We start from the raw sequence: 24,047 nt of genomic DNA on the forward strand, positions 1-24,047 counted from the left end.
ACTCCGTCGCGGCAGAGGGATTTATCGGTACGAGCCTGCGTATTGCTGGACCACGGCGAGGTTGTCGCGCGTGACGAAGCTCGGCCCGGAACTGACGGTCGAGCCGGTATAAACAGGTTTGAGGCCGTATTTATCGAGGCGTGCCGTCACCTTTTTGTCCGCCTTGAGCGCGGCGACGATGTGCGTGGGATCGCTGGTCTTGTCGCGAACGGCGATAGCCATGGCGGCCACCGACAAATACCCCTGCAAATAAGGCTGCTGATCGATTGCGAAGGCGATATGGCCTGCCTGAATCGCTTTAAGAATGTCGGGCGAAAGATCGAAGGTGGCCACATAGATCTTGCCGGTCTTGCCCGCGTCCGCCACGCCGCGTAGTACGCCCATCGCCTGATCGGGGCCGAGCGCGAGAATCGCCTGTGTATCGGCATGCGAGCGCAGATAGGCGGCAACCTTGCTCTGGATGATCGTGGGATCTTCGCCGCTGTCCATGGTCGACTTCTTGTAATCCGCGCCGATGGCATCCGCGAAACCCTTGCAGCGGTCCCACAGCGCCTGGATATCGGCGCCATGATTTACGCACAGGAAGGTATGGATGCCCGCGGCTTTCGCGCGTTCGCCTGCTGCCTTGCCCGCTTCGTATTCGGGCTGGCCCACATGCAGGATCGCGCCCAGTTTCATGCCGTCGGCGGGGCCGCCGTTGATCGTCATGAGCGGAATGTGTTTCGCTTTCACGCCGCTTAGACCCTTCTGGATCATGTCGAAGTTCGGCACCGTCGTGATGACGCCCGCGTAATTGCGCGCGGCCGCCTGTTCGAGAATGCGCACCATGTCGCCGGTATCGCCCGTGGGTGGATTGCGGTAATCGACCGGCACGTTGAAATCTTCGCTCGCGTCGCGCATGCCGTTCTTGACGGTGTTCCACCAGACATTCGAATCCGAGCCGTGGCTCACCATCACGAAGCGTTCTTCGGCCATTGCGCTGCCTGCGCCGAAAGCGGTGACTAGCGTGAGCGCGCTGAGCGCTGTGATTGCGGTGGCCCGCGTGAACGCCGCGAGCGCGCGCCTGGTGCGGACTGAACCGTTCCTCTTCATGATGCTGTCTCCTGTGAATTGTCGTGTGCCGTCATTGCCAGGTTTTCTACTGCCGCTTTTCTTGCGGCTTTCTCGTGAAAACCCTCTGCTCGAATGCTGGCGAATGACGAATAGAATGTAGTTGATGGAATTCTGGCTCTCAAACGGAATGTTGAGGACTTTTCCTCAGTTCCTTCCGAACCCGAGGTACGCATGACGGCGAGAAAAAAGCCCACCATGGAGGACGTCGCGAAGGCGGCGGGCGTGAGTTACGCAACGGTGGAGCGGGTGCTGAACGGGCGCGGCGGCGTGTCGCGCGCGAAGGAAGCGGGCGTGCTGGAAGCGGCGCGCACGCTCAAGATCGACCGTGCGCTGCACGAGGTTTCGGTGCGCTGGTTGCGCATTGCCATCGTCACGCAGAATCCGGCGTCTGCGTCGCCGTATTACGCGGCGCTGCAACAAGGTTTCGAACTGGCGCAGAAGTCATTCGAGACATATCGCGTGCTATGCAGCGTGACGTTTTTCGATGATCTCGAACCGCAGTCGCTTGCGAAAGTCATTGAGCGCGCCGCGCAAAAAGCCGATGCGATGATCGTCGTGGCTTACGAACATCCGCTTGTGGTCGATGCGGTTTCGCGCGTCGCGAAGAAGATGCCCGTGGTGACGGTCGCGAGCGATTTGCCCGATAGCGGCCGCCTTGCCTACGTGGGCATCGACAATCGTTGTGCGGGGCGCATTGCGGGCGAATTAATGGGGCGCTTCGTGGGCCGCGAGGGCGGCCAGATCGTGGTGATCGCGGGTCTGCGTACCTATCTCGGCCACGAGGAGCGCGACGGTGCGTTTCGCTCCGTGCTGCGCCGTCGTTTTCCCGCGTGCGAAGTGGTGGCGACGGTCGAGAGTCGCGAAGACGCGCGCTCCACCGAGCGCCTCACGCGCGACGCCATTGCAAAGTATGCGGATTTACGTGGCATCTACAATATTTCCGTTGGCGATGAAGGCGTGGCGCGTGCGCTCAAGGCGAAAAAGCGCGAGCACGAAACGGTGTTGATCGGCCATGAACTCACGCCGGTCAGCCGCGCGCTATTGATCGAGGGCGTCATGGATGCGGTGCTCGATCAAAGCCCGTTTGTGGAGGCCGTACGCGCGGTCGAAGTCATATTGGGTCACTACAATCGCGGCACGCCTTCCGGCTTGCCATTGCAAACGCCGATTTCGATTTATATGCAGGAAAATCTGCCGGCGCAGTTTTAATCGATGCTCAATCAAAAAGGAACGCTGCGATGAAAAGATTTTGCTTCGCATTGGCCGCGATTTTGACGATGGCGGGCGCGCACGCGAACCCGCTCGATCATGGCGATTTCGTTTCTATTCCCACGCGCGCGGGCGTGACGCAAAGCCTTTTTGTCGCCACACCGGCGCAGAAGCCCGCATGGGTGATCGTGTTGTTTGGCGGCACGCCAGGCGCACTGCATCTCGGGCCGAACGGCGCCACCACGCTCAAGGGTAATTTCCTGATCCGCTCGGCGCAGCATTGGATCGACGACGGCGAGGCGGTCGTGCTGGTGGATACGCCGTCCGATCACACGGAAGGTGTCGATGATGATTTCCGCTACGGCAAGGATTCGTTCGTCGATACGCAGGCAATTGCGGCGAAGGTGCGCGAGCGCTTTCCAGAGGCGAAGATGGCGTTTGTCGGCACCAGCGCGGGTACGGTGTCGGTGGGCAATGCGATGAAGCGCGACGCGAAAATCGCCGATGCCTTTGTGCTGACTTCACCCGTGACGGTCTCGCGCAAAGGCGAGGCCACTATCGCCGATCTCGATACCGATGGCACACAAAATCGCGTGCTGGTCGTGGCGAATGCGGGCGATCAATGTCCATCGTCGCCTCCCGATGTCGCGAAACGGCTCGCGCAGAATCGTCATTATGCGTATGTCGAAGTGAATTCGAACGAAGGCGATTCGAATGGCGCCGGCCGTTGCGGCGGTCATTCTCCGCACGGCTTTCTGGGGATCGAAATGGATGTGCTTAAGGCGATTCAGGGGTGGTTGAAAGGGCAAGGCAGCGGCAATTAGCTTTCCGCTTGCCACGGCGTAAAGCCGGATTCCAGCGCAATGCAATCGCCACCGCTACCACTACCCTCAGGCAGCATCCCAACGCGCCTGCGCCACGGTCAGCTTCTTCGGGATCAGCTTGAGGTCGGTGAAAGTATCGGCGATCTGCTGCTGATAGGCGAAGGTGGCGGCATCGACTGGCTGCACGCCGAAGCTCGCGCGTCTGAGCGCGACTTCCAGCGTGGCGGCATCGAGCCCAACCAGTGGCGAGAGTTGCGTGGCCACACTGGCGATATTGTCGCGTGCATAGGCGTCCACTGCCGCGATCTCGTCGAGCAGCGCGTGAACAACCGGCGCATGCGCAGTCGCGAACTTGCGGCCTGCGAGGTAGTACTGCGTATTGCGCACCAGACCTTCGCCGGTGGCAATCGCGCGCGCATTGGCCTGACGCTCGATGGCCGCGAAGTACGGGTCCCAGATCGCCCACGCATCCACGCTATGGCTCGTGAAAGCAGCGCGCGCATCGGCCGGTGCGAGATAAACCGGCTGAATATCTTCGTAACGCAGACCGGCTTTTTTCAGCGCTTCGACCAGCAGGTAATGCACGTTCGAGCCGCGATTGAGCGCCACGCGTTTGCCGCGCAAATCGGCGACGGTGCGAATCGGCGAATCCTGCTGCACGACGATGGCTTCGCCGCGCGGCGCGGGCGGTTCGCTGCCGATATAGACGAAATCCACGCCACCGGCCTGCGCGAAAATCGGCGGTGTCTCGCCCACGGCGCCCACATCGACGGCACCGGCGTTGAGTCCTTCGAGCAATTGCGGGCCGCCGGGAAATTCCAGCCATTGCACGGCGAAACCCGATGAAGCTAGGCGTTTTTCGAGCGCCTTCTGCGCTTTCAGCACCACAAAGTTACCGTACTTCTGATAGCCGACGCGCAGCACTTTCGTGTCGTCCGCACGCGCCGCGCGGCTGCCGAAAGACAGCGCCAGAGCGCTGGCTGCGCCGGCTTTAAGAAGTAGACGGCGCGTGTCATTCGCGCTGGAGCGGTCGTGCGGGGAATTCGACATCGTAGTGTGGCCCGGAAATGAAGTAGCTCGAATGCGTGCATGCACGGCGAACGCGCATGATGCACGGCGAACGCGCATGATGCGCGGCGATTCGCGCGCCGGTCAACGAATCGCTTCGAAGTATTTCTGCTACTTATTTCGTGGGAGAGAAATAGGGGCGGCGGCTCTCTGGGTGTATAGTTGTTTGACGAAACGATATGAGCGATAACGCGACCATGTACCGTAAAAGCTTCGAAGGAATGAACTGCTCGATCGCACGCGCGCTGGAAGAAGTGGGCGAGTGGTGGAGTTTGCTCATCGTGCGCGAGTGCACGCAGGGCACGACACGGTTCGACGAATTCCAGAGCCGTTTGGGGATTGCGCGCAACGTGCTTACTGCCCGTCTCGCGCGCTTGATCGAACTCGACATTATCGAGCGTTATCCGCTGGCGGAGCGCGCGAATACCGATGGTTATCGTCTGACCGAAAAAGGCGACGATCTCTATCCGGTACTGGTCGCGCTAATGCAATGGGGCGACCGCTGGCTGGCGAAAAACGGCAAACCGCCCATCGAACTGGTTGACCGCGTCAACGGGCATCCGGTGGAAACGCTCAAGGTGCAAGGCAAGAATAAACGCCGCCTGGGCTTCAAGGATGTGCGCTTCGTGCCTGGGCCGGGCGCGACGCCCACCACGCACGAAGTCATCGACGATCGCAATCAGCGCGTGTTAGGCGAATCCTGATGGTGATAGCGCGCGCCCGAAATTAACGCCCTCAATTATCGAAAGTCCCCTGATATTCCGGCGCCGCATCCACCCGCGTATTCATTTCGAACATCACGCCGCCAGGTGCGCGGCAGAAGAAACGCGAGCCGCGTCCGTTATTGAACACGTCTGTTTCCATCTGCACGCCTTCGGCCTTGAATCGCGCATAGAGCGTTTCTACGGCTTCCAGATCGGGCAATTCAAAGCCAAGGTGGAAATTCTCCGGCCACGCGGGCGTATCCGCACCTGCATGATCGATCACGACGTCGTAGCCCGGGCGCTTGAGGATAAACGAGCGGTCCCAGCTACCGGCGATCGTAAAGCCCAGATAGCGCTCGAAAAATGCCGCCGTGGCCTAGGTATCGGCTGAGGGAAAGCTCAGATGATTGAGCTTCATGGTTTGCATCACATCTTGAGTGGCTTCTTTCATGGTCTGTCTCGCTTGCTGTGGCGGCGGCAAAATTGCTGCGCCATTCAGTGAGAACAGAATAAGAGAAGCGCCTGGCTTCGCATACTCGCATTGCCGCTCCATGCGCGGCGCAACGAAAAGCCCTTGCTACAAGGGTCTTTACGACGAAAAGGCAAGCTGAGGAAAGTCGATGCTCGCGTTTGGCGCGATGCAGGCGGGAAGGTCGGCCCGGCGAAAACCGGGCCGACCGGAAACTACATGGCGTTAAGCCGCAAGCGCGAGCGCCTGCGAGAAGTCAGCGATCAGATCGTCGATATCTTCGATGCCCACGGACAGACGCAGCATGCCGTCCGAAATCCCCATGGCTTTGCGCGTTTCGGCGCCGGCTTCGAAGAAGATCGTCGGCGCGACGGGAATGATCAGCGTGCGCGTGTCGCCCAGGCCGGTGGCCTTGATCGGCAATTGCAGCGCGTTGACCACGTCGACCATGCGTTCCGTGTTGAGCAGTTCGAACGAAAGCAGCCACGACGAACCCTTGAACAGCGTCTGCGCGACTTCGTATTGCGGATGGCTCTTCAGGCCCGGATAAAACACCTTGCCGATCGCCGGATGCGCTTCGAGGAACTGCGCGAGCGCGAGCGCATTGTCGCTGCTCTGCTTCACGCGCAGCGCCAGCGTTTCCGCGCCCATCGCAATGGTGTGCGCCTGTTCGGAAGACAGCGCCGCGCCCATGTCGCGCAGGCCCTTCTTGCGGATCTGCAGCAGACCCTGGTCCTTCGCAGCCGAGCGGCGATAGTCGTCGGCGATGTTCGGATACGCGCTCCAGTCGAACAGACCCGTGTCGGTGACCGCGCCGCCCAGCGCCGCGCCATGACCCGCGATCGTCTTCGTCAGCGAATTGATGACGAGGCTCGCGCCCACGGCCTTCGGCTTGAACAGGGCGGGCGAGGTGATGGTGTTGTCGACGACATACACCACGCCATGCTCGCGGCACACCGCGCCAATACCTTGCAGGTCGGGAATCTGCGTGCCCGGGTTGGCGACGGTTTCGACGAACATCATGCGCGTGTTCGGGCGGATGGCGCTCTTCACGTTCTCGACATCGCAGGCGTCGACGGTCGTGACTTCGACGCCCAGCGTGCGCAGCGTGCCGAACAGGCTGTTGGTGTTGCCGAACACGTAGCGGCTGGAGACGATGTGATCGCCCGCGCGCAGCAGCGTGAGGAAGGTGGCCGTGATCGCAGCCATACCGGTGCCGAAGCAGATCGTGCCGACGCCTTCTTCCAGGCTCGTGATCTTGCGCTCGAGCGCGGCCGTGGTGGGCGTGCCCTGGCGCGCGTAGTTGAAGCCGCCTTTTTTCGTGCCCTGAAACACGCCGATCAGATCCTCGACGCGTTCGAAACCGTATTGCACCGAGGTGTGGATCGGCTGGCGCACGCCGCCGTGCTCGCTGCCCGAAATCCGGTCGCCGTGAACGATGCTGGTGGTGAAGCCTTGCTTGCTCATCCTTTCTCCGCTTGTCTAATCCGCATTCAAATCGGCATTGAAATCTCTAACCTGTCGGCGATTATCGCCTGTAACCGGTGGGTCGCGAAGTCCTGGGCGCGGCTGGGAGCCTGACCCCGTCTTAACATTTTCTTGAGACGCCCTTGCTTACCATTGCAAATCACAATCATTCTTATTTGCATTAGGTGAGTACATGCAGTTGAATCGGGGAACGTGGGGCTGTCCGTCCAGCCTGCTGGTGAATCTGCTGGGCGCGACGCTCGGCTGCGCGGCGGTGCCGTCGGCGCACGCACAGGCGGCCCAGACCGCACAAGTCGCTCAAGCCACAGCAGCCACTCAAGCGGCGCAAGTCGCGCAGACAACGAGCGCGGACACAAAAACCAAGGCCAAAGCGGCCGAATCCGCGCCCGCCAAGGCCGGCGAGACGCTGCCCACGGTCGTGGTGAGCGGGAAATCGTCGGCGTATCAGACGCAGTTCGTCCAGTCCGATCTGTTCACCGCGCCCATTCTCGACATGGCGCAGAGCGTCGCCATCGTGCCCAAACGCGTGCTGGACGAGCAGCAGGCGCAGAGCCTGCAAGACATCCTCAAGAACGTGCCGGGCATCACCTTCACTTCGGGCGAGGGCAATCTCGGCTGGGGCGATATGTTCACGATTCGCGGCTTCTCGGGCGAGCAGAGCATCACCATCGACGGGATGCGCGATGCGGGCCTCGCGAATCGCTCAGACACTTTCGACGTCGAGCGCGTCGAGGTTTTCAAGGGCACCGGCACGATCGAATCGGGCGTGGCCGCGCCGGGCGGCAGCGTCAATCTGGTCACGAAAGAGGCGCATCTGGGCGATGCGTATCATCTGTCGACGACGCTGGGTTCGGCCCGCTATCGGCGCGTGACGGCCGATCTGGACAAGCAGATCGGCGAGACTTCGGCGCTGCGCCTGAACCTCATGCGCCACACGCAGGACGTGGACGGCCGCGCGATCGTGCACGACGACCGCTGGGGCGTGGCGGGCTCGCTCGCCATGGGGCTCGGCACGCCTACCACGGTGACGCTCGACTATCTGCATCAGCAGGACAACAACGTGCCCGATACCGGCGTGCCGATCGAACGCGGCACGGGCGGCCAGCGCATGCCGGGCGTGCCCAGCAACGGCTGGTACGGCGACCCCGATCTCTACAAGGATCATTCGACCACGGACCGCGCGAGCATCCGTATCGAGCACGAATTCAGCGACAACCTGCGCATCTCGAACTTCACGCGCTGGGAGCAGACCGATCGCACGACGGTGCTCGCGCCCGCGCGTTTCAATTCGACTTCGGGCACGTCATACGGTTATGTGGGCACCGGTTCGCTCGTGACGAGCGCTTCGGGTGTGCTGTCGTACAGCGGCTATGCGGCCGACCCGAATCTGTCGTCGCTGGCGGTGCTGCGCGGCAGTAATTACGGCACGTCCAAGCGTTACGACATCGTTGCGAACGAAACCAATGTGAACGCGTCGTTCGACACGGGCGGCGTGCATCACGATCTGGTGGTGGGCGCGGAGTTCTATCACGAACGTTATGGCGATCTGCCGCGCAGCGTGATGGCGCCATCGACGAATCCGGTGATGGATCTCACCAACGCCTACGGCACGAGCATGAGCGGCGTCTCGACGATGGAAGGCACCACCGGCGATTACGCAGCGGTCAGCGACGGCGGGGTCTACGTGCGCGATACCGTCACGCTCACGCCGAAGTGGATTCTGGAAGGCGCGGCGCGTTACGACCGCTTCTCGGTGAAGCAGGTGAGCGGCGCGGCCAATGCGCATAGCGTGGCGCGCAGCAATGACGGTGCGTTTAGCGGGCGTATCGGCGTGACTTACAAGCCGTTGCCGTTCGGCAGCATTTACGCGAGCTATAGCCGCGCGTCGCAGCCCTCGGCGGTGGGGGCGTCGACCAATAACGTGATTTACGGCGACACCTCGAGCGCGAGCGCCACCCTGAAACCGGCCGTCGCGCAGACCTGGGAAGTGGGTTCGAAATGGGACTTGCTGGAGCGCCGTCTTTCGCTGACCGGCGCGCTCTTTCGCACGGAGTTGAGCGATTCGTGGGATTACGGCGATACGACGTCGAGCGTGGTGCGTGCGTTGCCGCCCAAGCGCGTCGATGGCATCGAACTGGGCGTGTCGGGCAACATCACCGATAAATGGTCTGCATTTGCAGGGGTTGCAGCGATGCGCGGGCGCATCACCAAGGGCGCCAACGCGGGCCAGCGCCCGGCCAATGTGCCCAATGCCACCTTCAATATGTGGACCACCTATGAAGTGACGCCGAAATTCTCCGTGAGCTATGGCGTGCAATACGTCGGCACGCGCCGCTATACCGACAATGAATACGTGGGCGGCCAGAGCAATAACAGCAGCACGGTGAGCGGTGCGAGCGGCACGCATCCGACCTATGTGTACGACGCGGAAAAAGCGCCTGCTTTCTGGCTGCATTCGCTGGCGGCGCATTACACGGTCAGCAAGAACCTCTCGTTGAGCCTGAATGTGCAGAACCTGTTCAACAAGTTCTATTACTCGGCGATTGGCGCGTCGCTCGACGGCTTCCAGCTTTATGGCGTGCCGGGTGCGGGCCGTACGGTGCTGCTGTCGGCGGACGTGCGTTTCTGATGGCCGCGTAGAAGCCCGTAAAGGCGCATAGAAAGGATAAATCGATGATCGTGGAAATACCGGGCGTCTTTAGCCCGCAGGAATCGGCCGTGCTGGTCGAACGGTTGCGCGCCGCGCAATGGGTCGACGGCAAGGTCACGGCGGGCGCGCAATCGCAGCGTGTCAAACAGAACCGGCAACTGGCAGGCGACGACCCGCTCGCGCGCGAAATTGGCGATGACATTATCGACCGGCTCGCAAAGGATGCCGTGTTTATGTCCGCTGCGCTGCCCAAACGGATTTATCCGCCGCTATTCAATAGCTATACGGGCGGCGAGGCGTTCGGTTTTCATATCGACAATGCCGTGCGCGGTATTCGGGCGTCGCGTGAACGGGTACGCACGGATCTTTCGGCCACGCTGTTTCTGAGTGATCCATCGACTTACGACGGCGGCGAACTCGTGATTCGCGATACCTATGGCGAGCAGCGCGTGAAGCTGCCCGCCGGGCACATGATCCTGTATCCGGGATCGAGCGTGCACAAGGTCGAGCCGGTGACGCGGGGCGAGCGTATCGCCTCGTTTTTCTGGGTCGAAAGCCTGGTGCGCGAAGATGCGCAGCGCTCGCTGCTGCTCGAGATGGATGTCGCGATCCAGCGCCTCACGCAGCAGCAGGCCAGCGACGATGCGCTGATTCAACTCACAGGTTGCTACCACAACCTTCTGCGCATGTGGGCCGACTGCTGACGCTTTAGCGCTGCGTCGTCAGCGCTTCGACAGATCGATCAGGAAGCGCGTGCCCTGGCCCGGTGCGGTGTCCAGCGTCACGCGCCAGCCCTGGTGTTCGCAGATGCGCTGCACGAGTGAAAGGCCGAGGCCCAGGTTGTCGCTGTTCGCCGCGCCGCCGCGCACGAAAGGTGCGAAAACGCGGGGTTTTACGGTATCGGCGATACCTGGGCCATCGTCGGCGACTTCGAATGTGGTTGCGCTTGCGCGTATGGCGATGCACGTGCCGCTGGCGGCGTGCTGCAAGGCATTGCGGATCAGATTGGAGAGCACGATGCGCAGCAGCGCGGCCGGATAGTAGGGCGCTTGCACAACCGCATTCTGTGGCGCAATGGCGCTTTCCATGCGCAAACCGATTTGCGTCGCACGTGGCGACCAGTGAAGGACTTCTTCATTCACGACGGTGGCGATATCGCTTTGCGCGAAGCCGTCTGCTGCGGCGTTGCCGCGCGAGAGCATCAGATACGCCGCAAGCTGCTGGTGAATCTCGCGCGAGGCCGCGTGCATGCGTTGCAGTTTCGCGCGATTCGCAGCGGGCAGCGCAGGATCGTCGAGCAGCAATTCGCATGAACTCGATATCACCGTGAGCGGTGTGCGCAACTCGTGGCTCACATCGGCGGTAAAGAGTTTTTCGCGCTGCAATGCCGCTTCGAGCTGGTTATAGGTGATGTCGAATGCCGCCGCGAGACGGCCGATTTCATTCTCGGGATAAGCTTGTGCCAGGCGCGTTTGCGGCGGCAGTTCGGGACGCGTGACGACCTGTTCCGCGAGTCGCGTGAGCGGCCGCAGAAAGCGCCGCGTGAGCGCGCCGCCCAGCAAAAACGCCACCAGCAGGCCGCCGCCCACGCTGCACACCGTTACCCAGTGCGAGTGCGCGCGACGTTCTTCAAACGCGGTGTAATCGCGTAGCAGCATGTAGCGCACGCCGTCGCGATCGTCGGCCATGACGTGCCAGTCGCGGTCGTTGTGCTCTAGGCGAGTGAAGCCGGGCTCGACCTGACGCAGCCAGCGCGGGAACGTGTCGCCGCCGGGTTCGCCGTGAAAGAAGCGGTCGGGACGGCCCACGTCCTTGCCGGAGAGAAATTCGCCGCGCACGCGTTCGAGCGCCATGCCCATGTCGATCTGCTGAAGATGCCGTTCGAGCCGGTTGACTGTCCACATCGACACCAGCGAAAGCAGCCCGCCAACCAGCACGGCCAGCACCAGATAGGTGAGCACGAATTCGCGCGCGAGCGTGCGCCGCCCGCCGCGCGGCGGCGTTTGAGCGGCGAATTCAGGCGTCATCGGCGGGAGTGTCGGGCGCGCGCAATTGATAGCCGACGCCATGCACCGTATGCAGCAGCGCGTGCGCAAAAGGTTTGTCGATCACCTGACGCAATTGATGAATATGCGTGCGCAGACTGTCGCTATCGGGCGGCGAATCGAGCCAGAGCGACTCTTCCAGCTTGCTGCGCGCAACCACGGCAGGACTCGCTTTCATCAGCATTTTCAGCAGCGTCATGGGCGCGGGCGGCAAGCGTAATGGCTGGCCCGCGCGCGTGAGTTCGCGCGTGTCGATATCGAGCACGAGATCGCCAACCTGCAAGGTACGCGCGGTCGAACGGCTGCGCGGACGCTGCATGAGCGCCTTGACGCGCGCGCCCAGTTCCGCGAGCGCGAATGGCTTGATGAGGTAATCGTCGGCGCCGGCGTGAAAACCGGTAAGCCGGTCGTCGAGCGTATCGCGCGCCGTCACCATGATGAGCGGCGTTTCGCAGCCCGCATCTTCGCGTAGACGGCGGCACAACTCATAGCCGTCGAGACGCGGCAAGGCCAGATCGAGAATGATGACGTCGAATTCGCCCTGCGCAGCCAGCGTGTAGCCGTGCATGCCGTCCATTGCGCAATCGACGATGTAATTTCGCGCGCCGAGATAACTGGCGATATTGCCGAGAATGTCAGGATCGTCTTCGATCGCAAGAATACGCATGATTGACCGGAAAAGACCTGTGATTAAGTACGACGCGCGATTTTATCATTTTGAGTCGATATCGATGGCTAATCGCGTCGAATAGCCCTGCTTTTAAAGCAGGCATCCTGATTAATGAATTCGCGCCTGGGTGGGGATTGATCGGGTGCTTATTTTCATTCGCATATTGCAACTAACTGCCAGTTTTTTCGGGCACTGTTTGAACCGCGCGATCCTTATCAGGATCGCGCGGCAACCAGCTTGTTTTCCAGCGAGTGAGTTTTAGACTAACGCGGTTGCGTGGGGACGATGCGCGTCGGCAGATAGAGCGTGAAAACGAAGCACAAGAGATGGAGCAATGCCAGCGCCAAGAAAGCGGCCAGAAAATGATGCGGTAATGCTATTGCCGTGTGGCTCGCAGCCGACGAAAGCGCTATCGAAACCAGCGTCGTTGCAAAGGGGCCGCCAATGCGTTGAGCGATATTGAGCGCGGTATTGGCCACGGCCATGCGTGCTTTGGGAAGCGAAGCATAAGCCGCCGCAATCGCGGGTACGCTGATAGTGCCTTGCCCCAGACCTGTGACGAAAAGGCTCAGCGTCGCCCAGACCGGCGAGTACGCGTGGATGCTCATCCACACGAATACGAGCGTGCCGACCAGCGCCAATAGCGCACCGCCTGATGCAACCGGGCGGCATCCGAATCTATCCGTAAGCACGCCAAGCACTGCGAACGAACCCATCATGCCGATGCCGATCGCAGCGACAAGCCAGCCTGCTTGCGCGGCAGACAGCCCGCATCCGGCGATAAGAAAAAGCGGCACAGCAAGCTGGCGACCGAACAACATGCCGTTAGCGAAGAATTGCGTGAAGGCGGCGACGCGGAACAGGCGCACCGAGAAAATGCGAACGTCGATCAGCGCGGAATCGCCTTTATTTAGCGCATGTTTGACAAAGGCAGCAAGCAGGACGATACCCGCTGCGATAAACGCAATGCCTTCGAAATCCGTTGCACTCTGCAAGCCATACACCAGCGCAACGAGGCCCGGCGAAATCAGCGCAAAACCTGCGTGATCGAATTGGCGCGCTTGCGCAATGGCGGTATCTCGCGGCAGCATCCGCGCGGCTAATGCAATACCCAATACGCCAATCGGCACGTTGACAAAAAAGAGCCACGGCCACGATGCGTGCGCGAGTATCGCGCCAGCCAGCACGGGCCCGAGGATCGGCCCGAGCAGAATGGGCAGCGTCGTATAGCCCATCACGCGCTGCATGTTCTTGCCGCCTACACGTCCTATCATCATCTGCGCCATCGGCGCGAGCACGCCCGCGACGAGCCCCTGAAAGAGTCGCGCGCCTATGAGCATAGCGATGTCGTGTGCCAATCCGCAAAGCGCGGATGCCAACGTGAACGTGGCGAAGCAGAACAGATAGAGACGCCTGGCGCCCACGCGGTCGACCAGCCAGCCGTTGAGCGGCAGCATCAGCGCCATCGCCAGCAGATAGCCGCTCACGATCCACTGCGTTTGCGCGATGGGCGCATCGAGCGTGCGGCCGATCGTGGATAGCGACACGTTCACGAGCGTCGCGTCCATCTGCGCCATGAACGAGCCTATCGACACGACAAGCGCAACTTTCCAGATGCGCGGGTCGATGCGCGAGGGCGTAGGCGTGCCGGTCATGTCCTGCTGGTTCTCGCTATTGGGTTTCTGTCGAAACACGAATATAACCGCTCGAACGTGCCACGCCACGGAATATCGATCTGCCAATCGCTCGTTTGGCGCGCGCGAGGTTCGTTGCTAGATTGTCCGCACCTTCATTGACGCGGAGAAAATCATGGCAGAGACCGGAGAGCAGGGCCAACACGCAGGGGCGCAGGCAGGCGTGCATGTCATCGCCACCGACGAAGAGGCGATTGCCGTCGCGCGCGAGCTCGCCGTGCGTCTCGCCCAGGGCGCCGCCGAGCGCGATCGCGAACGGCGTTTGCCGCGCGAAGAAATTGAATGGTTTTCGCAATCCGGGCTGTGGGCGATTACGGTGCCGAAAGCTTATGGCGGCGCAGGCGCCTCATTCGTCACGCTGACGGAAGTGATCAAACTCATTTCCGCCGCCGATCCTTCGCTGGGTCAATTGCCGCAAAATCACTTCGGCCTTGTCGATGTAATTGCGCTTACGGGCACGGAGGAACAGAAGCGCTATTTCTTCGGCGAAGTGTTGGCGGGCAAGCGATTCGGCAATGGATTTTCCGAAAAGGGTACCAAAAACGTACTCGATCTGAAAACGCGCGTGCGCCGCGATGGCGACGATTACGTGGTGGACGGCACCAAGTTCTATTCGACGGGCGCTCTATTCGCGCATTACGTGCCGGTGCTCGGGCTCGACGAGGCGCGCCGTGGCTGGCTGGCCTATATTCCGCAGGGCACACCAGGGCTGACGATTACCGACGATTGGTCCGGTTTCGGCCAGCGCACCACGGCAAGCGGCACGGTCACGCTGGACAATGTACGCGTGGCTGCTTCGCATCTGCTGCCTGCGTACCGCGTCTCCGATCTGCCCACGCTGAACGGCCCGGTTTCGCAGATCATTCAGGCTGCCATCGACGCGGGCATTGCCAAAGGCGCAATCGACGATACGCTGGCTTTCGTGCGTGAACGTTCGCGCCCATGGGTGGATAGCGGCGTGGAGCGCGCGAGCGACGATCCTTTAACGGTACGCGAAATCGGCCGTCTTTATATTCAGTTGCATGCGGCCGAAGCGTTGCTCGAACGATCGGCAAAGGTGCTCGATGAAATTACTGCGCAGGAAACGGTCAGCGAAGACGATGTGGCGCGCGCATCGGTAGCGGTGGGCGAGGCCAAAGTGCTCACTACCGAAGCCGCGCTGCTCGCCGGTGAAAAGCTATTCGAGCTGGCGGGCACGCAATCGACACTGGCTGCGCACAATCTCGACCGTCACTGGCGCAACGCGCGTACGCATACGCTGCACGATCCTGTGCGCTGGAAGTATCACCTCGTCGGCAACTATTATCTGAACGGGACGAAACCCGCGCGTCACGCGTGGAATTGAGTAAGTTTCGCGGCAGGCACGTTGCATAAAAAGCGGGACGGGCAATCGAATGCTCGCCCCGCTTTTTTGATTGCCCGGAATTTCGCGTTACTTGCGATCGGAATAGATCTGGTCGAATGTGCCGCCATCGGCGAAATGCGTGGCTTGAGCCTTTTGCCAGCTACCGAAAACCTGTTCGACCGTGAAGGTCTTGAGCGGCTTGAATTCGTCGGCGTGTTTAGCGAGCACGGTTTTATCGCGCGGACGCAGATGATGTTGCGCGATGATTTCCTGCGCGGCAGGCGTGTACAGATACGTCAGGTAGGCCTGCGCTTCCTTGCGCGTGCCGCGCTTGTCCACCACCTTGTCGACAACGGCAACGGGCGGTTCGGCCAGCAGACTCGTCGATGGATACACGGCTTCGAAGTCCCTGGCGTTATCGCCTGTTTCAATCAAGCCGACTTCGTTTTCGAAGGTAACGAGCACATCGCCGATGCCGCGCTGCGTGAAAGTCGTCGTCGCGCCGCGTCCGCCTGCATCGAGCACGGGCACGTTCTTGAGCAACGCGCGCTCGAAGTCGAGCGCCTGCGCGTCGCTTGCGCCTTGCAGCTTGCGAGAGCCCCACGCGGCCAGATAGGCGTAACGGCCGTTGCCCGAGGTCTTCGGATTGGCGATCACCACCTGCACACCGGGCTTGACCAGATCGCTCCAGTCCTTGATGTGTTTCGGGTTGCCCTTGCGCACGAGAAACACCATCGTGGTGGTATACGGCGCGCTCGCATCGGGCAGCCGCGTGCGCCAGTCGGCGGGCACGAGCTGGCCGCGTTCGGCGAGCAGATCGATATCGTTGGGCTGGTTCATGGTGACGACATCGGCCTGCAGACCTTGCAGCACAGAAAGTGCCTGCGCGCTGGATGCACCATGCGACTGGCGGATCGACACGGTTTCGCCGGTCTTCTGTTTGTACTCGGCGATAAAGCTCGCGTTGATGTCCTTATAGAGTTCGCGCGTGACGTCGTATGAAACATTGAGAAGCGTAACGTCTGCATGCGCGAGCGGTGCGGCGAATGCGGTGCCTGCAACGATGCTCGCGCCAATAAAGCGCACGGCGCGCCCGATTCCATTCATGGTGGTCCCCGAGTGATCTGTTCGATGATGCCGATGTGATGGCGGCGGTGCCGCCTGGACGAACCATTTTATCGACGGCGTGCGTACGCCTTATATCGATCGCTGCGTTGCTTTCCCGAATTGGCGATAAAGACGCTCGTGCCGGCACGGGTTATATCGATGTGCCGAATCGTTATTGGCGTGGCGCGCACCGCGTTTTTATACTGCGTCGAAGGCTTGGCGATCAGACGAGATTAGGGTAGCCGAATGCGCGGGCTTCATCGGCGAACTGCTGGATACGCGCGTAATCGGCGGGCGCAAGACGCATGAAGCCACGCAGGCGCAGTGTTCGTGCGCGTTGTGGGTCAGCCGCGCACGCGTGGTCGAGCGCATCGCGCAGCAAGGCAGCCTGTTGTTCCGGCAAGCTGCGCGAGGCGATGAAGGGCAGGCCCGGCGCGGCAGCGCTCATCCCGATCGTGCAAACGTTTTGAAGCCATGCCGGCAGTGCATCGCGCACGTAGGCCAGTGTCACGCAATCTATGGCGGCCACATCCGCTTCGCCCGCGTCCAACGCGCGCAACGCGTTCAGATGGGAGCCAACCCACTTAACCGAAGAAAAGAAGCGGCCCGCATGAGCGAGCGGCGCAATGGCGTGACGCAAGGCGTTCATGCCGCTATGTGAATCCGCGCTGTTGCAGGCCGCACGCAGACCGCGGCAGGATTCGAGCGAGCGTGCGCCCTGATCCCATGCTTGCCGCGATACGACGAACACGCTGCGATAAAGCGGGCCATCGCAGCCTTCTGCATCGAATACCGGCGTGGCGAGCAGATGCGTGGTATCTGCGATGCCCAGCAGGCGATACGGAAAACCGCAAGTCTGCGAAATCAGCAGATCCGGGCGACGCCAGAACGCGAGCAGATCGTCGGGGATATCGGCGGGCAGATTCACATCGCGTGGGCCACCCGCGCGAGCGAAAGTATCGAGCGTGTCACGCAGCAACGCGCGCCACAGCGCGTCGTGCTGCGGCGTGACGTTGTACATCGGCAAGGCGGCGATCCATTGGCTCATCGCGACAGTTTAAGCAATTGCGGGCGACTTTGCCCGTGCGGGAAATCATGGCTGAATATTTCGATGCCGATCACGCGCGGGAAGTTGCCGCGCTGAAGGCGGGTTTCATTGCCCGCACGGAATGGCCCACCTGGCTGTTGATCGCGGCTGTCTATGGCGGCTGGGGCGCCACGGTGTTGCTGGTGCATAACCACACGCTGCCGCTCGCGGGAGCCACGCCCATTTTCATCCTGCTGTGTGCGTGGCATATGTCGATGCAGCATGAACTCCTGCATGGTCATCCCACATCGTATGGATGGCTAAATAAGATGATGGGTTATCCACCGCTGGCAATCTGGTTTCCCTATACGCTCTATCGCGATACTCATCTCGAACATCATCGCGACGAAGCACTCACGCTGCCCGGGCTCGACCCCGAGAGCAATTATGTGCCTGGGCTGCAGTGGCAAAGCTGGCCGCGATGGCGCCGTGCAATGTGGCACGCACGCAAGCGCTTTGTGGGCCGCATGCTGGTTGGTCCGCCGATGAGTGCTGCGGCCGTCGTTGCCGCTGCGTGGCGTGCGCTGCGCGACGGTGATCGACGCTATACGCCGATGTGGATCGCGCATGGGCTCAGCGTTTCCTTATTGCTGTTCGTGCTCGATCGTTGGGCAGGAATTCCCTGGTGGTATTACCTGCTGGCCGTCACGTGGCCTGCGCTTTCACTCGCGACGATCCGCTCGCTCTACGAGCATCGCGCGGCGCCGGAGCCCAAGGCTCGGATCGTCATCAACGAAGCAGGGCACGTTATGCGCCTGCTGTTCCTGAACAACAATTACCATCTCGTGCATCACGATCTGCCCGCGTTGCCCTGGTATTTGCTTGGGCGTGTCTATCGCCTGCGTCAGCAGGACTACGCGAGAAAATGCGGCTATTTTGTGATTCGCGGCGGCTACGGCGAACTGTTGCGCCGCTACGCGTGGCGCGCCACCGATGCCGTCGTGCATCCGTTCGACGCGGCGAACGAAACGCACGACGTTCAGGGCACGGCGCAGATTACAGCCTGATCAATCAGGTTGCCGATGCAAGTGCACCGGTTTTCACCTCTTGCTGCGCGCCTTCGTCTGCAAGCTCGGCTTCGATATCGTGCAGCCGATGCGGTGCGAAGATTCGCAGCGCGATGAACCAGGCGAAACCGGCGGCCAGCAGCGCGGCAAACACATAAGGAAGGGCTGCATACGCACCCGGCGCGGCCGGATAGATGCTGCCGACGAACGGAATGCCAATCAGCACCACGGCAATCACGCTGATCGCGATATGCTGCGGCTTGAGTTCGCCACGACGGTGCAGGAACACCGGCGCAGCAACGGCGACGATCACATAAGTCAGCAGAAAGCCGAACGTGGCAATCGTGCTGAGATAGCCATAAGCGTCGAACAGCGACGTGCCGCACCATTGAAACACCACGCCCACGACGAGCGAAAGCAGCGCAAGCAGCGTGACGGCGACGTGCGGCGTGGCGTTGCCTGCGTGAGCGCGTCCGGTGGCGGAATGCAGCAATCCTTGACGCGCGAAAGTGTAGAGCAGTCGCGCCGCCGCATTGATCGACGAGAAGAACGCGGCGAAGAAACTCAATGCGACGCCAGCGTCGATCAGCACGCCGAGTGCGCCAAGATGGATACCATGCGCGACGGCGGAAAGCGGTGCGTTCGCCTGGTCGAGCGGCGTGGCCGCGCCTTGAAACAGCGCAACCAGCCCATACGACGCGACGAGAAACAAGGCTGCCGGTCCCAGAATACTGACGATCACCGCGCGCGGGATCAGCCGGAACGGCTCGCGTGCTTCCACGCCCAACGCCGTCACACTTTCAAAACCCGTGAAGCTGAAAAAGGCCAGCACCATGCCCAGACGCAATTGATCTGGCCTCACGGCGGCCAGTGTGATCTGTTTCGGATCGACCCAGCGGCGATGCAGAAACAGCGCCGCGCCAATCACAAACAGAATGAGTACGACGGTGCTGATCTCGATCCAGAGCGTCGTGCGCGTCGATAGACGGATATCGCGCCACGTAATGAACCACGCGCCGACCGTCACCGCTACGGTGATCGTAACGGTCGCGACCAGTCCCGTGCCCGCCGCGCCTACGCCAATGTCCTTGAACAGCACGACGACTTCGTTGACGGTGCCTTGCAGAATGCCCGCCGCGCCGATACCGTAGGCAATCAGTAGCGACCAGCCCGCGACGACGCCCCAGATCGGGCCGAGTCCGCGTGCCGCGTAGGTGTACAGAGCGCCCGGCGATGCCGTGCGTTTAGCGAACTGGGTAATACTCCACGAAGTAAACAATAAGCCGATGGTGGCAAGCAGATAGGCGAGCCAGGTGCCGTTGCCGGCCGTGGCGAATACGGCTGGAATCAGCAGGCCAGCACCGCCGGCCGCGCCGACAAGACCAATCGATTGCGCAATTAATTCGGATAGCGAAAGATAGCCGCGCCGCAAAGCGCCGCCGTCTCGCGCCTGAGCGGCGAGTTCGGACATGATGTGATTCCGGGAAGTTTTTCTAAAGGAGGGTGTCCCACGCCGGGCGGCGCGGGACCGATTTCATCAAGCGGTTTCGGCGGTTTCCGCATGCTGGGCGACGGCCTCGCGCTTCACGCGTTCGATGTCGCGGTAGTGGGCGGCGGGGTGATCGTCCGGCAGTTTGGCGCCGTCGCCGAAGAGCTTTTCGCGCAGCGTGCCGGGCGCATACTCGCGCGCATACACACCGCGACGCTGCAATTCCGGCACGAGATGCTCGACCACATCCTCGAAGGTTTCGTGCGCGATTGCGTAGGCCAGATTGAAGCCATCGACGTCGGTGAACTCGACCCATTGCTGGAGAATATCCGCGACTGTGCTGGGCGAACCCACGAATACCGGGCCCAGGCCGCCTACACCGCCCCAGCGCGCCAGTTCCTCGATGGTCCAGGCCTTGTCGCCGCCTGCCAGGTGTTCGACGGCGGAAACGATCGCATTGGTTTGCACGCGGCGCACGGTGTCGGTCGGCAGATACTGGCCGAAGTCGATGCCGGTCCAGCCCGACATGAACACGAGCGAGCCATCGTAAGAGACGTGGCGCTGATAGTCCTCGAACTTCGCCTGAGCCTTTTCATCGGTTTCGTCGACGATCACCGTGACGAGGTTATAGATCAGCAACTTGCGTGGGTCGCGGCCCGCGAGTTCGGCCTGCCGGCGCACTTCGGCCACGTAGTCGCGCAACAGCGTCTGCGTGGGCGCGGCAACGAACACACATTCCGCGTGCTGGGCGGCAAAGGTTTTACCCGGCCCTGACGCGCCCGCCTGGAACAGCACGGGCGTACGTTGAGGCGAAGGTTCGCAAAGATGATAACCAGGGACTTCGAAGTATTTTCCCTTGTGGCCGATCTCGTGGACCTTCTCGGGATGCGTGAATACGCCTTTTTCCCGATCGCGTACCACCGCACCATCTTCCCAACTGCCTTCGAAGAGCTTGTAGAGCACTTCCACATACTCCGCCGCCACTTCATAGCGATTGTTGTGATCGGCGAGACCGCCCTGGCCCACGTTCTTCGCGCCGCTTTCCAGGTAGGACGTCACCACGTTCCAGGCGAGCCGTCCCTTGGTGTGATGATCGGCCGTGGAAAGGCGGCGCGCGAAAGTGTAGGGATGCTCGAAGCTGGTCGAAGCCGTAATGCCGATACCCAGATGCTCGGTCGCCAGCGCGAGCGGCGCAGCAAGCTGGAGCGGATCGTTGACGGGAATCTGCGCGGCCTGATGCAGCGCGTGATAATTGCCGCCCTTATAGACATCGTAATAGCCGATCACATCGGCGATAAAGATCGCGTCGAAAATACCGCGTTCGAGAATCTTCGCGAGATCGGTCCAGTATTCCAGATCCTTGTATTGCCACGAACGATCGCGCGGGTGGCGCCACAAACCGGGCGACTGATGGCCCACGCAATTCATTTCGAAGGCGTTAAAGCGGATGTTTTTGCTCATGACGCTCACTTGCTCCCACGGCCAGCGCCGTTGCCGATCTGCCAGACGAAGGGCGGCTCCGTGCCATTGATGGTCCAGTCGCCCACGATGCGGGCCTTATAAACCAGCGGATTGTGCGACGACACCGTACGCGCGTTGCGCCAGTGGCGGTCGAGGGCAAGCCGCTTGCTGATAGCCGAAGCACCCAGCGCATCGAACAGATGCGTGGCCGCGCGCAAAGCGAGTTCGGACGTCACAAGCTGGCTTTGTGCCGAAGCGATTTCCGCATCCACATTGGCTGCGCGTTCGGCTGCATCGTCGCCGCCGAAACGCGCCTCATAGGCGCGCTGCGCGGGTTCGGCCGATTGCAGCGCGACGGCCTCGGCGGCATAAGCCCACGAGGCGATCTCGCCCACCACCTGCTGGATCTGCGCATCTTCGCTCACGTGCGGCGCGTTGCCGTGGCTATAGACGCGCGTGCGGTTGCGCACGAGTGTGGCGGCATCGCGCTTCACGGCTTCGGCGATACCCGCGAGCGTGGCGACGTGGAAGAGTTGATAGAACGCGGTCTGGTATTTGAAGCGGCGTTCGAAGTCGATGATATTGCGCGCTTCGACTGTAGCGTCCTTGAACAGCGTGGTGCCGCTGCCCGTGGTCGTCTGGCCGAAGCCGTCCCAATCGTCTTCGCGCACGACGCCGCCTTGCTGCGTGCTCACCGCGGCGATCACGTCACTGCCGTCCTCGGCGCGCTGGGCGTAGACGTCGATCCAGTCGGCGTAGATCGTGCCGGTACTGTAGTACTTCGAACCATTTACAAAGTAATGGCCATCGCGCTGGGAAACCTTGGTGTTCGTCTGGCCGACGGCCACATCGCCCACTTCCGACCATGCGCTGCCTACGATCTGGCCGCTCACGAAGCGGTCGAACCAGAGGCGCTGATCGGCATCGGCCGGTGCGTTCAACCAGTCTTCGACAAAGGCGAAATGCGCGCGCAGTGCTTGTGGCAGATTCGAATCGGCGGCGGCCAGTTCGATCAGCAACCGGAACAGTTGCGGGATGGACGCGCCTGCGCCGCCATATTGAACAGGAATGCGCACTGCACCAAAGCCCGCTGCCTTGAGTGCTGCAATGGCTTCGTGCGGCAGGATGCGTTCACGGTCGCGCTCGGCGGCGCCACGTGCGATGTCGGCGAAGATCGGGCGGAAACGGGCCGCGAGCGTGTCGTAATCGGTGCCCGTGGAGCGTGCGATGTCGGGTCTGGATGCAGTCATGCTGTCTTCCTCTGAGCGGTCTTGGGCGATGGAGACATGGGTTCGTCGATAAATAACCCATGAATAGCGAATGAGTTTGCCAATGGTGTGAGCGACGAGTATAGAAAGCCGCGCAGTCGCGTTCCAATAACGGATTCTCGAAACGATATGGGCGTTATCGATTTGCGTTGGCCCCAATTGCGTTGACTTCATTGGTTATCGCTTTCTCTGCTTTCCATGTGAGCGAATCTTGGTTCTGTTCCCGCGTGGATTTTTCTAAGCTCGGAGATTACGCGGCCATGCCGTCCAATACGACACGCATAAAAAGGGGAAAACAGATGCAGGACCAAACGACCAAACCGACGCTATTGCATCGTATTGCGGCGCCATTGCGCGGCTGGCGCAGACTCGCGGCGCTGGCGCTTTTGAGCGTGCCGGCGGTTTCGGCATGGGCCGCCGGCGCTGTGCCTGCGGAAATTAAGCTCGATTACGCTTATTACTCGCCGGAAAGCCTCGTGATCAAGCGCAATGGTTGGCTCGAACAGGCATTCGCACCGGATCACACACAGGTGCGTTGGGTGCTGAGCCTGGGCAGTAATCGCGCGCTGGAATACCTCAATAGCAGCGCAATCGATATCGGTTCGACGGCGGGGCTCGCGGCCGTGCTGGCCAAGGCCAATGGCAATCCGATCAAGACCGTTTATATCTTCTCGCGTCCTGAATGGACGGCGCTGGTCGTGCGCAAGGATTCGCCGATCAAGACGCTGGCCGATCTCAAGGGCAAGAAGATTGCAGCGACCAAGGGCACCGATCCCTATCTCTTCACGCTGCGCGCGTTGCACACCGCCGGTCTGTCGCGAGACGACGTGGAGATCGTCAATCTTCAGCATCCAGATGGCCGCACGGCGCTCGTCAACGGGCAGGTGGATGCGTGGGCCGGACTTGATCCGCACATGGCCGCAGCGCAGATCGACAACGGTGCGCGTCTACTGTATCGCAACGTCGACTTCAATACCTGGGGATTCCTGAATGTTCGTGAAGACTTCCTCAAACAGTATCCGGACGCGGTCACGCGCGTGCTCAAGGTCTACGAACGGGCCCGCGAATGGATCGGCGTGCATCCCGATGAAGCGGCGCAGATCGTAGCGGAAGACTCCAAGGTGTCGCTCGCAGTAGCAAAGCTGCAATTGAGTCGCAATGACTTCAGTCAGCCGGAACCGGGCGCAACGCAGATTAAGGCACTGGAAGCCGCCGCCCCCATTCTCGCGCAGGAACAACTCGTGAAGCCCGGCACGGATCTGAACCGCGTGATCGAATCGCTGATCGATACGCAGGCGGCGCAACCTGCGCTGGCTTCGGCGCAGCGTCCTTAAAGGCAGAGGAGCAAG

At 61.3% G+C, this 24,047-nt stretch carries 19 protein-coding genes and 1 pseudogene; 8 read left to right on the top strand and 12 right to left on the bottom strand.

Annotation, left to right across the window (positions count from 1 at the left end):
* Positions 1–21: 21 nt before the first annotated feature.
* The gene (locus tag U5A67_RS17490) at positions 22–1,092 is read right to left on the bottom strand and encodes a sugar ABC transporter substrate-binding protein (protein ID WP_321815471.1); all 1,071 of its coding nucleotides are present in this window, start codon (positions 1,090–1,092) and stop codon (positions 22–24) included.
* 192 nt (positions 1,093–1,284) lie between these two features.
* Between U5A67_RS17490 and U5A67_RS17495 the strand changes: the two genes are divergently transcribed.
* Both U5A67_RS17495 and U5A67_RS17500 read left to right on the top strand, forming a co-directional pair.
* A complete protein-coding gene (locus tag U5A67_RS17495) occupies positions 1,285–2,322 on the top strand; it encodes a LacI family DNA-binding transcriptional regulator (RefSeq protein WP_205980554.1) in 1,038 nt (345 codons plus the stop codon).
* 29 nt (positions 2,323–2,351) lie between these two features.
* Entirely contained in the window at positions 2,352–3,146 is a 795-nt protein-coding gene (locus tag U5A67_RS17500) for a hypothetical protein (protein WP_321815472.1), read from the top strand.
* 66 nt (positions 3,147–3,212) lie between these two features.
* On the opposite strand, the gene U5A67_RS17505 is transcribed toward U5A67_RS17500, so the two are convergent.
* Positions 3,213–4,196 (bottom strand): sulfonate ABC transporter substrate-binding protein, encoded by a 984-nt coding sequence (locus U5A67_RS17505; protein WP_321815473.1) that lies wholly within the window; start codon positions 4,194–4,196, stop codon positions 3,213–3,215.
* Between the two features lie 197 nt (positions 4,197–4,393).
* On the opposite strand from U5A67_RS17505, the gene U5A67_RS17510 reads away from it, so the two are divergent.
* On the top strand, positions 4,394–4,918 hold the full coding sequence (locus U5A67_RS17510) for a helix-turn-helix domain-containing protein (RefSeq protein ID WP_321815474.1): 525 nt from the start codon (positions 4,394–4,396) through the stop codon (positions 4,916–4,918).
* Positions 4,919–4,949: 31 nt separating this feature from the next.
* Here U5A67_RS17510 and U5A67_RS17515 read toward each other — a convergent pair.
* Positions 4,950–5,336: pseudogene (locus U5A67_RS17515) on the bottom strand (VOC family protein).
* A gap of 276 nt (positions 5,337–5,612) precedes the next feature.
* Positions 5,613–6,854: a cystathionine gamma-synthase family protein gene (locus tag U5A67_RS17520; protein WP_205980557.1), complete on the bottom strand. Its 1,242-nt coding sequence runs from the start codon at positions 6,852–6,854 to the stop codon at positions 5,613–5,615.
* A gap of 193 nt (positions 6,855–7,047) precedes the next feature.
* Between U5A67_RS17520 and U5A67_RS17525 the strand changes: the two genes are divergently transcribed.
* The gene (locus U5A67_RS17525; protein WP_321815475.1) at positions 7,048–9,504 is read left to right on the top strand and encodes a TonB-dependent siderophore receptor; all 2,457 of its coding nucleotides are present in this window, start codon (positions 7,048–7,050) and stop codon (positions 9,502–9,504) included.
* Positions 9,505–9,548: 44 nt separating this feature from the next.
* Complete coding sequence (locus U5A67_RS17530) at positions 9,549–10,229, top strand: Fe2+-dependent dioxygenase (RefSeq protein WP_321815476.1); 681 nt, start codon at positions 9,549–9,551, stop codon at positions 10,227–10,229.
* An 18-nt stretch (positions 10,230–10,247) separates the two neighbouring features.
* Here U5A67_RS17530 and U5A67_RS17535 read toward each other — a convergent pair whose 3' ends face one another.
* From U5A67_RS17535 to U5A67_RS17545, 3 genes are all read right to left on the bottom strand, one after another.
* Positions 10,248–11,552, bottom strand: a complete 1,305-nt coding sequence (locus U5A67_RS17535; protein ID WP_321815477.1) for a HAMP domain-containing sensor histidine kinase — start codon at positions 11,550–11,552, stop codon at positions 10,248–10,250.
* The gene (locus U5A67_RS17540) at positions 11,542–12,237 is read right to left on the bottom strand and encodes a response regulator transcription factor (RefSeq protein WP_205980561.1); all 696 of its coding nucleotides are present in this window, start codon (positions 12,235–12,237) and stop codon (positions 11,542–11,544) included. Before U5A67_RS17540 ends, U5A67_RS17535 begins: the two co-directional genes overlap by 11 nt.
* 266 nt (positions 12,238–12,503) lie before the next feature.
* Positions 12,504–13,934, bottom strand: a complete 1,431-nt coding sequence (locus tag U5A67_RS17545) for a DHA2 family efflux MFS transporter permease subunit (protein ID WP_321815478.1) — start codon at positions 13,932–13,934, stop codon at positions 12,504–12,506.
* A gap of 115 nt (positions 13,935–14,049) precedes the next feature.
* Here U5A67_RS17545 and U5A67_RS17550 point away from each other — a divergent pair, with 115 nt between their 5' ends.
* Positions 14,050–15,279: an SfnB family sulfur acquisition oxidoreductase gene (locus U5A67_RS17550; RefSeq protein WP_321815479.1), complete on the top strand. Its 1,230-nt coding sequence runs from the start codon at positions 14,050–14,052 to the stop codon at positions 15,277–15,279.
* A gap of 87 nt (positions 15,280–15,366) precedes the next feature.
* Here U5A67_RS17550 and U5A67_RS17555 read toward each other — a convergent pair whose 3' ends face one another.
* Both U5A67_RS17555 and U5A67_RS17560 read right to left on the bottom strand, forming a co-directional pair.
* A complete protein-coding gene (locus tag U5A67_RS17555) occupies positions 15,367–16,386 on the bottom strand; it encodes a sulfate ABC transporter substrate-binding protein (RefSeq protein ID WP_205980563.1) in 1,020 nt (339 codons plus the stop codon).
* Between the two features lie 223 nt (positions 16,387–16,609).
* Positions 16,610–17,434 carry a phosphate/phosphite/phosphonate ABC transporter substrate-binding protein gene (locus tag U5A67_RS17560; protein WP_321815480.1) on the bottom strand — a complete coding sequence of 275 codons (825 nt, stop codon included), beginning with the start codon at positions 17,432–17,434 and terminating at the stop codon, positions 16,610–16,612.
* Between the two features lie 47 nt (positions 17,435–17,481).
* Here U5A67_RS17560 and U5A67_RS17565 point away from each other — a divergent pair, with 47 nt between their 5' ends.
* Positions 17,482–18,480 carry a fatty acid desaturase gene (locus U5A67_RS17565; protein ID WP_415767858.1) on the top strand — a complete coding sequence of 333 codons (999 nt, stop codon included), beginning with the start codon at positions 17,482–17,484 and terminating at the stop codon, positions 18,478–18,480.
* Between the two features lie 4 nt (positions 18,481–18,484).
* Here U5A67_RS17565 and U5A67_RS17570 read toward each other — a convergent pair whose 3' ends face one another.
* The 3 genes from U5A67_RS17570 to U5A67_RS17580 all read right to left on the bottom strand — a co-directional run bounded on the left by U5A67_RS17570 (position 18,485) and on the right by U5A67_RS17580 (position 22,680).
* Complete coding sequence (locus U5A67_RS17570; RefSeq protein ID WP_321815481.1) at positions 18,485–19,951, bottom strand: APC family permease; 1,467 nt, start codon at positions 19,949–19,951, stop codon at positions 18,485–18,487.
* 66 nt (positions 19,952–20,017) lie between these two features.
* Positions 20,018–21,430, bottom strand: a complete 1,413-nt coding sequence (locus U5A67_RS17575) for an LLM class flavin-dependent oxidoreductase (protein ID WP_321815482.1) — start codon at positions 21,428–21,430, stop codon at positions 20,018–20,020.
* 5 nt (positions 21,431–21,435) lie between these two features.
* Complete coding sequence (locus U5A67_RS17580) at positions 21,436–22,680, bottom strand: acyl-CoA dehydrogenase family protein (RefSeq protein ID WP_321815483.1); 1,245 nt, start codon at positions 22,678–22,680, stop codon at positions 21,436–21,438.
* Positions 22,681–22,997: 317 nt separating this feature from the next.
* On the opposite strand from U5A67_RS17580, the gene U5A67_RS17585 reads away from it, so the two are divergent.
* Positions 22,998–24,032, top strand: a complete 1,035-nt coding sequence (locus U5A67_RS17585; protein ID WP_321815484.1) for an aliphatic sulfonate ABC transporter substrate-binding protein — start codon at positions 22,998–23,000, stop codon at positions 24,030–24,032.
* Positions 24,033–24,047 lie beyond the last annotated feature (15 nt).

This window comes from Paraburkholderia sp. J69-1, assembly GCF_905220255.1.
Taxonomy (GTDB): Bacteria; Pseudomonadota; Gammaproteobacteria; order Burkholderiales; family Burkholderiaceae; genus Paraburkholderia.

What these genes read in the sequence shown, in the direction of transcription:
- U5A67_RS17490 (WP_321815471.1), bottom strand. Translation starts at nt 1,092, where the DNA reads ATGAAGAGGAACGGTTCAGTCCGCACCAGGCGCGCGCTCGCGGCGTTC.
- U5A67_RS17495 (WP_205980554.1), top strand. Translation starts at nt 1,285, where the DNA reads ATGACGGCGAGAAAAAAGCCCACCATGGAGGACGTCGCGAAGGCGGCG.
- U5A67_RS17500 (WP_321815472.1), top strand. Translation starts at nt 2,352, where the DNA reads ATGAAAAGATTTTGCTTCGCATTGGCCGCGATTTTGACGATGGCGGGC.
- U5A67_RS17505 (WP_321815473.1), bottom strand. Translation starts at nt 4,196, where the DNA reads ATGTCGAATTCCCCGCACGACCGCTCCAGCGCGAATGACACGCGCCGT.
- U5A67_RS17510 (WP_321815474.1), top strand. Translation starts at nt 4,394, where the DNA reads ATGAGCGATAACGCGACCATGTACCGTAAAAGCTTCGAAGGAATGAAC.
- U5A67_RS17520 (WP_205980557.1), bottom strand. Translation starts at nt 6,854, where the DNA reads ATGAGCAAGCAAGGCTTCACCACCAGCATCGTTCACGGCGACCGGATT.
- U5A67_RS17525 (WP_321815475.1), top strand. Translation starts at nt 7,048, where the DNA reads ATGCAGTTGAATCGGGGAACGTGGGGCTGTCCGTCCAGCCTGCTGGTG.
- U5A67_RS17530 (WP_321815476.1), top strand. Translation starts at nt 9,549, where the DNA reads ATGATCGTGGAAATACCGGGCGTCTTTAGCCCGCAGGAATCGGCCGTG.
- U5A67_RS17535 (WP_321815477.1), bottom strand. Translation starts at nt 11,552, where the DNA reads ATGACGCCTGAATTCGCCGCTCAAACGCCGCCGCGCGGCGGGCGGCGC.
- U5A67_RS17540 (WP_205980561.1), bottom strand. Translation starts at nt 12,237, where the DNA reads ATGCGTATTCTTGCGATCGAAGACGATCCTGACATTCTCGGCAATATC.
- U5A67_RS17550 (WP_321815479.1), top strand. Translation starts at nt 14,050, where the DNA reads ATGGCAGAGACCGGAGAGCAGGGCCAACACGCAGGGGCGCAGGCAGGC.
- U5A67_RS17555 (WP_205980563.1), bottom strand. Translation starts at nt 16,386, where the DNA reads ATGAATGGAATCGGGCGCGCCGTGCGCTTTATTGGCGCGAGCATCGTT.
- U5A67_RS17560 (WP_321815480.1), bottom strand. Translation starts at nt 17,434, where the DNA reads ATGAGCCAATGGATCGCCGCCTTGCCGATGTACAACGTCACGCCGCAG.
- U5A67_RS17565 (WP_415767858.1), top strand. Translation starts at nt 17,482, where the DNA reads ATGGCTGAATATTTCGATGCCGATCACGCGCGGGAAGTTGCCGCGCTG.
- U5A67_RS17570 (WP_321815481.1), bottom strand. Translation starts at nt 19,951, where the DNA reads ATGTCCGAACTCGCCGCTCAGGCGCGAGACGGCGGCGCTTTGCGGCGC.
- U5A67_RS17575 (WP_321815482.1), bottom strand. Translation starts at nt 21,430, where the DNA reads ATGAGCAAAAACATCCGCTTTAACGCCTTCGAAATGAATTGCGTGGGC.
- U5A67_RS17580 (WP_321815483.1), bottom strand. Translation starts at nt 22,680, where the DNA reads ATGACTGCATCCAGACCCGACATCGCACGCTCCACGGGCACCGATTAC.
- U5A67_RS17585 (WP_321815484.1), top strand. Translation starts at nt 22,998, where the DNA reads ATGCAGGACCAAACGACCAAACCGACGCTATTGCATCGTATTGCGGCG.